Genomic DNA, 9,210 nt, shown 5'->3' on the forward strand with positions numbered 1-9,210 from the left:
CAACTCCTTTGTTCATATTTTCGACACAAAAATCGAATATGATGTCGAATAGTGTCGTAAATTAGTTTCCAAATTGTCGAAGCTGTTGTATTCTATTACAGAGTATAATGGCCTTACTATCTAGTCAAATACTTATGATTACGGGATTTATTGGCAATATTCTTAGTTGACTATTCTGGTAATCGTTGGTATTATAGTATTCATAAAAGTAAAAACTATGTCGAACGATGACGAAACGTATTTTGAGAGGGGCAATGATAGATTATGATGAAATCTACTGGTATTGTTCGTAAGGTTGATGAACTGGGACGGGTCGTTATTCCAATCGAATTGCGTCGTACACTCGGTATAGGCGAAAAAGACGCGCTTGAGATTTATGTAGACGGCGAGCGCATCATGCTTAAGAAATATGAGCCTGCATGTATCTTCTGTGGTAATGCAGAAAACGTTTCTTACTTCAAAGGAAAAATTGTTTGCCATATTTGTTTGTCAGAGATGCCAACACCTGTGACAAAATAAAAAAAATAGGTTATACTGTACTTATCAACTTGTTAATTCTAACCTTTTTTATACTCCTTGTTGCCTTCCTGCGCTTGAACCCGGCCAGGAAGGTCTTTTTTTGTCTATTTTTCTCTCTAGAAATATTTTCTATCTATTTACTTCATTATATACATCCCGTTTCGGCAATCCGCGATCCAAAGCGACCCTTTTGATAGCTTCCTTCCGGTCATGCTGCTCCTCATAATGAGCGACATGCGCAGCAAGGTCCAGTTCCGACCACCATATTTCGTTATGCGGTTGATCACTTGCTCCTATCCCATCTGCCCCCTCGACTACTATGCAAAACTCGCCCAGCGGCGGATGCTCTGCAAACCATTCCATACATTCCGTTACATTGCCGCGTACTGCTTCCTCATGACGCTTTGTTAGCTCTCTCACGCAAGCAATCTGCCGATCGCCAAGACATTCTTGAAGTACAGCCAGCGTTTTGATGATCCGATGAGGAGATTCATAAAAAAGGAGGGTTCCTCTCTGGCCTTGCATTTCCAGCAGCCATTTCGTTATCGATTTTTTTTCTCGGGGCGGAAACCCTGCAAATAAAAAACGTTCGGTCGGCAAGCCTGAAATAATAAGCGCAGACAATGCTGCATTTGCACCGGGAACCGGGATAACCGCAATGTTATTTTCAATCGCATCTTTTACGAGGTCAGCGCCGGGGTCTGAGATAGCGGGCAATCCCGCATCGCTTACTAATGCGATTGACTGCCCCTCCAGCAGCAATCTAATCAGCTCGGGTCCGCTTGCGCGCTTATTATGCTCGTGATAGCTTACAATTCGAGTCCCGATATCAAAATGAGTAAGCAGCTTACGCGTTTGCCTTGTATCCTCCGCCGCAATAAGCTGTACCTCCTTCAATGTGCGTATCGCACGAAAGGTCATATCTTCAAGATTGCCTATTGGCGTTGCAACTAAATAAAGGCTACCACGCTCTTCGCTAGCTGCATCAGAAAAACTTTTTTGTATATTCAAACGATCTGCACCCCGTTTTCATAAACCATAATCGGTGGAAGTAGCTTAATATCAGGTTTTCCATCCCGCATAGCTTCTATTAATACCATATTAGCCTCCGCTTGTGCATGGGGATGCACAAATTGAATGCGCTTTGGCTCAAGTCTCCATTTGCGCATAGTTGCTACGATATCGAGCAGCCTCGACGGACGATGAACCATGGACACCTTTCCGCCAGGCCTTACGAGCCGTGAGCATGCTTCTGCCACATCATCCAGAGTACAGTGGATCTCATGCCTAGCGATAGCATAATGCTCATTTTCGTTCTGTTCGCCTGCCGTTACTGGCATGTAAGGCGGATTAACTGTTACGGCGTCATAAACGCCATTCCCGGCAATCTTTGGATATGACTTCAGATCTTGTTCAATGACTGTAATCTGTTCTGTCAGTTGATTAAGCACAACGCTTCTTCTGGCCATATCCGCCAATCTTGGTTGAATCTCAACCGCATCGATTCGAGCATTCGTTCTCGTAGTTAGAAGCATGGGAATGACGCCGTTTCCCGTACAAAGATCCACGATACGCCCATGCTTCGGTACGCTTGCAAATCGAGAGAGCAATACGGCATCAAGTGAGAAGCTAAAAACTTCTCTGCTCTGTATGATTTTCAGGCCTGATTCCGTCATAAGGTCATCAAGCCGTTCATTCGCTGCTAAAGTAATTTGTTCCGACACGATTTAAGCCGCTCCTTTTGAATTGTCGATATGCTATTCTATATTTTTCATGTCTGGTTAATAAAAATACCGCCCTTTGCGGCAAGGACGGCATGTCGATACGGATTCCATTATTTATTTAGAAAGGATAGACAGAACAAACAGTCACCCTCCGTCCGCAAATGCCCGTAATAAACGTTGCATATGTGGAATCCTTCGTGATACAACCGGGTCAAATTATCATGGCCTTCTCCAATCGCTACACTCGCTTCCGCGAATGTTTGGTTGCTTGAGGCTTGGACCACTTGATTTGCTCCCGATTTCTTGCCTTTAGCCGGTGCTTTAACTACTTCACGCTCCAGCTCTGCTTCTCTCTTAAACAACTGACGCAGCTGGTCGTTCTCTTCACTTAGTCGCTTATTATCCTCGAGCAGCTCTTTAACCTTCTGCTTTAAATCCGTAAGCTCCTTATGGAACACACCTACTTGGTTATCCAGCTCGTCCATTTTTGCGAATATATTGTTCTTCTCCAAGTTCCCACCCCAGAGCTTCAAGCGTGAGTGTAACCTCACCCGTGAGAATCGCACTCTGCCGCTTATTTGATGACGACATCATCCATCGACAGTTCTTTCGGTTTACCTGGTGTATCAAATAACTGAACATACACGCTTTTGGTAGATGTGTTAATACCCGTTACTTTACCTTCACCATATGAGGTGACTACGAATTTACCAATTGCCGGAAGCTCTTCGCGAATGCTTTCGTAATTGTCGTGTTCATATTTAAGGCAGCACATAAGGCGTCCGCATAACCCGGAGATTTTTGTCGGATTAAGCGATAAATTCTGGTCTTTGGCCATCTTGATCGATACGGGCTCAAAATCGCCCAGCCAAGAGGAACAGCATAATACCCGTCCGCAAGGTCCAATTCCGCCTAACATTTTCGCTTCGTCCCGAACCCCTATTTGCCTGAGTTCGATACGGGTACGAAATACGCTGGCCAAATCCTTGACTAACTCACGGAAGTCGACTCTACCTTCTGCCGTAAAGTAAAAAATAATTTTGTTGCGGTCAAACGTAAATTCTACGTCAACTAGCTTCATGCGAAGCTGGTGACCTTTAATCTTTTCAAGACAAGTAGAAAACGCATTTTTGGCTGCTGCGCGATTTTCTTCGACAACTTTTGCATCGACATCGCTTGCAATGCGTATTACTTTCTTTAGAGGAAGAACGACATCCGATTCACCGACTTGCTTCTGTCCCACCACCACTTTTCCGTATTCGATTCCCCGTGCTGTTTCAACAATAACATGTTGCTCCTTATCCACGGGATGCTCAACCGGATCAAAGTAATAGATCTTGCCCGCTTTCTTGAAGCGAACACCGATGACATTATACAAGAATTAGCCCTCCTGTAAGTTTACCAATAGTTGCTCAAACGCGAGCTGCGGCGTAACATTTGCACGCATACGCTTACTCGCTTCTAAAGTGTGTTCGATGCAGGACACCCACCCTGCGAACGAACGATCAAAAGCATGCTTGCTTATCCATTCCAACTGATCTATAAAAACGATGTTGTCCTGCCTTCCGGCCTGGAACTGTATCAAATCTTTAAACCATATAACTAATAACGACAACAGCAGCTGTGTATGCTCCACTAAATCTGTTTTAAACAGCTGTTGTCCAGCAGTGATCATCGCCGCGGTGAATCGGGTCAAACTCTCCTTACCTAATTGTATCACTAGGCTTCTGATTTCTGCAAACTGATTCTGCTGGAGAAATTGTCTCGCGCCTTCCAACCCCGATGTTAATTGCACAACCGATCGGGCTAAAACAGATGGAGCACCTTCCGCAATTAGCGTCTGCAGCATGCTTTCAGGAGACATAGGCAAAAATGGAACCCACTGCGTACGGGATCGAATCGTAGGAAGGACGGCTTGTCCATTGTCCGTTATCAAAATAGCCACGACAGGCGACAACGGCTCTTCTAGAAACTTGAGTAAGCTGTTCCCCGCTTGCATCGTCATTTTGTCAGCCTGCTCGATCATGTATACTTTCCGCTTCGTTCCGCTATTGCGATAAGAAAAATCGCGCTGCAGCTCCCGAATTTGGTCGATTTTTATCGATTGGCCATCGGGTACAATCGTGGTTAAGTCCGTTTGATTTCCATGCTCAAACTTTCTGCACTCCAGGCATTCTCCGCATGAATCCGCGCCACCAGCCGTGCAGAACAACGCTTTAGCGAATGTGCGAGCCATTGCCATACGCCCGGTACCCGACGGTCCGTTAAATAAATAAGCGTGAGAGATTTTACCGCTTTGCAGAGCATGCGACAAAATCCTCTGCGCTTTCCATTGCCCTGGTATTTGTTCAAGGCTCATCGTCGTTCCTAACCTTTCCCTGCTCTCTTCTCATTAAAATAACAAATTAATCAGAAGACCCCGTATCTCACCGATCCTGTTAAGCAAATCAATTCTTCCTTGCTCGCTATCCAGTAAATCCTCGGCCATTGCGACGAGTGTGGCATCTATTTCATCCAGCAGTTTATATCGCTTTATTCTTCCTCTTCGATCAAAGCCTTTGACTTCCTTCAGAACGACTCCCCGTCGTATGGTGTCTTCCAAAAACTGCTTGATCATCTGGCGGTAAAGTTTTAATTCGCGTACAGTCATTATTCTAGCCAAACGCTCGCCTTGTCTATGAATATCCTGCAGTTTTTGTTGAAGCTGCTCTTGGGTACGGTCCGCATCCTGTTGAATCATGACGTCGGCAAAGTTTTTTGGCTGAACCTGCTTGGTCGACGCGTCATTGTTGGCACGGTTTTGCCCTAAAGGCCGGAAGCCTTGATCTATTTTCATGTTATGTCACGCCCAATCAGAAATGCTCAAATCGTTCAACAGGCAATACGAACACTGCTGCGCCCCCGACCTGTACTTCAACAGGGAAAGGAATATAGGAATCTGTTGATCCGCCCATCGGTGAAACCGGCGTAACCAGCTGATCGCGCACCTTACAATTTGCATTAATGACCTGCAGCACCTCATGTACTCTTTCGTCTTCAATACCAATCATAAAGGTTGTGTTGCCTGCTCTTAAGAACCCGCCGGTACTTGCAAGTTTTGTTGCTCTAAAGCCCTCACGGACAAGTGCATTCGACAATCGGTTGCTATCCTTATCTTGAATAACCGCAATTACTAATTTCATCTTCATTCCCCCTTGACTACTATTAGAATAGGTTATTAATATCTTGCGTTTCGCAACTCCCCATCCTTCAGGAAGTCCATTCTATAAAATTAGACACTGGTTGCAAGAAATCCTGCAAAGCGGCTGTCAATTGCCGATAAAACGTCATGAAATACCTTTTCAGGACTTTGTTCGGCATCAATTCGCATCATTCGATCGGGGTTCTGCTGCAGCAGCTGCAAATACCCTTCCCGTACCCTTTCGTGAAAGGAGTGCTTTTCTAGATCCAACCGGTTAATCTCCCGTTCGGCCGCTTGCGATATACGCCTTAGGCCTACTTCCGGAGACACATCCATATAAATGGTCAAATCCGGCATAAGATCTTGAATAGCGAATTGATTAATTGCCCACACCTCATCCATCCCAAGCCCTCGAGCATGCCCCTGATAAGCGAGGCTGCTGTCTACGAAACGGTCACAAATGACCATTTGACCTTGTTCAAGCGCAGGCGCAACCTTTTCCACGAGATGCTGCCTGCGGGCAGCCGCATAAAGCAGCGCTTCCGTTCTTGCATCCATGGCGACATGCTCTCGGTCCAAAATAACGTTTCGAATTTGTTCCGCAATCGGGATGCCTCCGGGTTCTCTTGTCGTGGTGACCATTTTCCCCCTCTGAAGCATCTTATTCGATAGCTGTTCAATCAGTGTCGATTTGCCGGCTCCCTCGCCGCCTTCTATGGTAATGAAAACACCTTTTCTCAAACTAAGGCTTCTCCTAACGTTTATGTTAACTATACTTTCTTCTATATTAACAAAGCAGTACCCCTTGTACAATGAAGAAATGCCTCATTCATCAAAAGCATCGCGCATTCCGGTTGATTTGGGATATACCGCTATGGTTTTCATCTTTAGATCAGCTGCTCCTTGAAACTTTGCGCCTGCGGAGGAAAGTTGTTGGAGATGCTTGATCATGTCTGAGGTTATTATTTCCCCTGGATACAATACCGCAATGCCCGGCGGGTACGGCGTTACCATCTCAGCCGATATATGGTGTTCAGCATCAAGCAATTGTATGCGTATGCTTGTTTCATTTTTAAACTTGCCTCTTGCAAACGAAACAGGCTCAGAAATGCTGCTATTAACGGATACGCTCGCTATAGAGGACGTAGTTCCTTTCCTCACTGGAACAATCGCTTCATGGTTTTCCTCTCTCACCATTTCCTCAATTGCCTGCTGCAGCCTTTGTATGTCCATTAATGAGGTTTGAATACCAAGTACAAGCACTACATACTGCGGATCAGCCATCTCTGCAAAGCATCCATGGTGCTCCAAATGCTTCTGAAGCTCATATCCGGTCCATACGCCGCTTCCATCATGAAGCACAATTCGCAAGGGATCAAAATAAAGATTCAATTCCCCGTCGGCCTGGATATTCATCTCGGTTACATTCGTTTGCTGCTCACTCAACCATCGTCGAAAAGCTGCTGCAGAATCTAGGCTCTGTTGGAACATACTTTCACCTAATGTATCGATCATTGCGCGGGAAATATCCATAGAAGCAAGAATCGGGAATGATGGACTTGAGCTTTGGATCATCGCTAGTGACTGACGCAATGTCTCTCTTGAAATTCGATTACCCTGTATATGAAGCATTGCCCCCATCGTTAAGGTTGGCAGCGTCTTATGCGCCGATTGCACAACAGCGTCAGCGCCCTCGGATATCGCAGATTGAGGTAATAAATGATGCATCCCAAAATGAGCGCCATGTGCCTCGTCAATCAGAATAGGTTTGTTTTTACGGTGGACAGCCTCGACATAGGGCCTCAGCTTTACACCCATTCCATAGTAATTAGGATTTGATAAAAAGACAGCCTTAGCCTCAGGGTATAAGACGAGAGCATCTTCTACTTGCTGGACAGTAGGTATTGTCGCTAACCCGGATATAGGTTCAACTTGCGGCGATAGAAATACAGCCTTCGCGCCTGCTAATTTTAATCCATTCAAAATCGATTTATGAACATTTCGCTGTACGATGACAATATCGTCCGGTTCACATAAGGTAAGCAGTAGCGCAATATTACCCGATGTGCTGCCGCCCACCAAAAAAAAAGTATCCTCGGATCCAAATGTATTTGCAGCCATCTGCTGTGCTTCCTTTATTGAAGCTTCTGGATGATGCAAATCATCGGTTGAGGTGAGTTCGGTTACATCAAGCCTCATAATGTTATAAAAATAATCCATTAAATCATTCTGTATCTGGTCGCTCCCAAAAGATTGTCTAAGCGCTTGGCCGCCGTGATGCCCAGGCACGTGGAACCCTATCAAATTCGAATGAGCATGACTGACTAACGCATTATAAATTGGAGCATTGAATGGCTTCATTATATCTCGACATTCCTTTCAACTAAGCATACATGTAGACCTTCCTTTTATTGTACCTTATTAAAGCGCAAAAAAAGAGCAGCTTCTGTAGTCAGAAACCGCTCATGCATTTTCGCCCAAAAATATTTGCTTCATTTGATGAATGAAGAAGGGGTATTTCGCATCTTTAACATCTGTTTTAACCATTTCCTCTTCACAGCTCTCGCAGATAAAACCGGTAACAATTCGAATGCCTTGTCCCTCTGCCTTTTTCTCATTGCAAATATTGCATTGATACTCGCGATTATCGTTCATAACAATCCCCGCTTTCGGTTTGATCCTATATAGCTACTAGTATGACACATAGTCTATCTATTTATACTTGTTTCATAGCGTATTTCAAATATTTATATATCGTATGCCCCATCTGGGCTAATGGTTACTCATTTAGCGAAATTTTTCAACACAAGTATGGATAGTTCGCTCGCAAAAACCGATATAGTAAACGAGAGTCCCCGTAATTTTGAAATAGAAAGGACGTCCGGCCATGCGTCAGAAATTATCTGAGCAAAAAAATGCCACCATTTATCAATACCAGCTTGTGAAGCGAAAGGTAATACGCCCTGAACTCATCCAAAGCCATGTGCTTATAGCAGCCATATTATTGGCTTTTCAAATGCTTATGTACCAAATGGACGGTTTATTTTCATGGTTATTCGGGTTCGCAGTCGTTCAAATCATACATATCGCAATTATGCTCCTAACGTTCATCAGTGTAGATGAAGCCGCTGACCGTAAATGGATCTGGCGCATTACACCGCCTTGGATTGGATTTAAGCCTGCCAACGATATTAAGCTGCTGCTATTCCGCCGAGTTCATCGGCATATGTTTTGGATCGGTCTGTGCGCCATTGCTCTTCTATACCCTTGGGTTAAAGAATCATTATTGATTAGTATCGTGAGCTGGCATTTGTGGCTGCTTACTCCCCGTTTACTTCTTTCCTTCTCTTTCCGTAAAGAACAGAAAGATGGCGTGCTTCGACTCGAGGCACGAGAAGCATCGTATTACCGTAGATAAAACAAAGGCCTTAGAGGCTCAAATAGAGCACTCTAAGGCCATGTTTTAATTTCTCGATTATTTATAGAAACAAAAAACCGATCGCATCACATGCGATCGGTCTCTCGTGCTTGGCGACGTCCTACTCTCCCAAGACCCTGCGGTCTAAGTACCATTGGCGCTGGAGGGCTTAACGGTCGTGTTCGGTATGGGAACGCGTGGTTCCCCTCCGCCATCGCCACCAAACGTAGCGTGTTGCACGCTGAAAACTGGATACGAAAGTTAGGTTTGCTGAAACCTTTTTAGCTGCTGTCTGCCGGATGTATGGGTCCGGGGCAAACTTAAGCGTATGCTTACGATGTAAGTTTGCTTCTCAAACTTTTTAGGAT

The 9,210-nt window shown here is 44.8% G+C and carries 12 protein-coding genes and 1 rRNA gene; 2 read left to right on the forward strand and 11 right to left on the reverse strand.

Annotated features, from left to right (window positions below):
* Positions 1-264 precede the first annotated feature (264 nt).
* Positions 265-519, forward strand: a complete 255-nt coding sequence (locus tag MRBLPE1_RS33055; RefSeq protein ID WP_028609554.1) for an AbrB/MazE/SpoVT family DNA-binding domain-containing protein — start codon at positions 265-267, stop codon at positions 517-519.
* A 129-nt stretch (positions 520-648) separates the two neighbouring features.
* Here the strand turns inward: MRBLPE1_RS33055 and rsmI are convergent, their stop codons facing one another.
* The 10 genes from rsmI to MRBLPE1_RS33105 form a co-directional block, all read right to left on the reverse strand.
* A complete protein-coding gene (gene rsmI / locus MRBLPE1_RS33060) occupies positions 649-1,530 on the reverse strand; it encodes a 16S rRNA (cytidine(1402)-2'-O)-methyltransferase (RefSeq protein WP_364154812.1) in 882 nt (293 codons plus the stop codon).
* Positions 1,527-2,195, reverse strand: coding sequence for a tRNA1(Val) (adenine(37)-N6)-methyltransferase (locus MRBLPE1_RS33065; protein WP_364154839.1), 669 nt, complete (start codon positions 2,193-2,195; stop codon positions 1,527-1,529). The genes rsmI and MRBLPE1_RS33065 overlap by 4 nt, the downstream gene beginning before the upstream one ends.
* Before the next feature lie 158 nt (positions 2,196-2,353).
* A complete protein-coding gene (locus MRBLPE1_RS33070) occupies positions 2,354-2,755 on the reverse strand; it encodes an initiation-control protein YabA (RefSeq protein ID WP_364154815.1) in 402 nt (133 codons plus the stop codon).
* Positions 2,756-2,817: 62 nt separating this feature from the next.
* Positions 2,818-3,621 (reverse strand): PSP1 domain-containing protein, encoded by an 804-nt coding sequence (locus tag MRBLPE1_RS33075; protein ID WP_053373398.1) that lies wholly within the window; start codon positions 3,619-3,621, stop codon positions 2,818-2,820.
* Between the two features lie 3 nt (positions 3,622-3,624).
* Positions 3,625-4,602 (reverse strand): DNA polymerase III subunit delta', encoded by a 978-nt coding sequence (gene holB / locus MRBLPE1_RS33080; protein ID WP_364154818.1) that lies wholly within the window; start codon positions 4,600-4,602, stop codon positions 3,625-3,627.
* Positions 4,603-4,635: 33 nt separating this feature from the next.
* The gene (locus MRBLPE1_RS33085; RefSeq protein ID WP_364154821.1) at positions 4,636-5,079 is read right to left on the reverse strand and encodes a YaaR family protein; all 444 of its coding nucleotides are present in this window, start codon (positions 5,077-5,079) and stop codon (positions 4,636-4,638) included.
* A 16-nt stretch (positions 5,080-5,095) separates the two neighbouring features.
* Complete coding sequence (locus MRBLPE1_RS33090) at positions 5,096-5,425, reverse strand: cyclic-di-AMP receptor (RefSeq protein ID WP_364154823.1); 330 nt, start codon at positions 5,423-5,425, stop codon at positions 5,096-5,098.
* 89 nt (positions 5,426-5,514) lie between these two features.
* Positions 5,515-6,165: a dTMP kinase gene (tmk, locus tag MRBLPE1_RS33095; protein WP_364154826.1), complete on the reverse strand. Its 651-nt coding sequence runs from the start codon at positions 6,163-6,165 to the stop codon at positions 5,515-5,517.
* A gap of 84 nt (positions 6,166-6,249) precedes the next feature.
* Complete coding sequence (locus MRBLPE1_RS33100) at positions 6,250-7,785, reverse strand: aminotransferase class I/II-fold pyridoxal phosphate-dependent enzyme (protein ID WP_364154828.1); 1,536 nt, start codon at positions 7,783-7,785, stop codon at positions 6,250-6,252.
* A 102-nt stretch (positions 7,786-7,887) separates the two neighbouring features.
* Positions 7,888-8,079, reverse strand: a complete 192-nt coding sequence (locus MRBLPE1_RS33105) for a sigma factor G inhibitor Gin (protein ID WP_364154830.1) — start codon at positions 8,077-8,079, stop codon at positions 7,888-7,890.
* A gap of 232 nt (positions 8,080-8,311) precedes the next feature.
* Here MRBLPE1_RS33105 and MRBLPE1_RS33110 point away from each other — a divergent pair, with 232 nt between their 5' ends.
* The gene (locus MRBLPE1_RS33110) at positions 8,312-8,842 is read left to right on the forward strand and encodes a transposase (protein ID WP_364154833.1); all 531 of its coding nucleotides are present in this window, start codon (positions 8,312-8,314) and stop codon (positions 8,840-8,842) included.
* A 108-nt stretch (positions 8,843-8,950) separates the two neighbouring features.
* On the opposite strand, the gene rrf is transcribed toward MRBLPE1_RS33110, so the two are convergent.
* Positions 8,951-9,067 (reverse strand): 5S ribosomal RNA (rrf, locus tag MRBLPE1_RS33115).
* Between the last annotated feature and the right edge of the window lie 143 nt (positions 9,068-9,210).

It is taken from the genome of Paenibacillus sp. LPE1-1-1.1, assembly GCF_040676435.1.
GTDB lineage: Bacteria > Bacillota > Bacilli > Paenibacillales > Paenibacillaceae > Pristimantibacillus.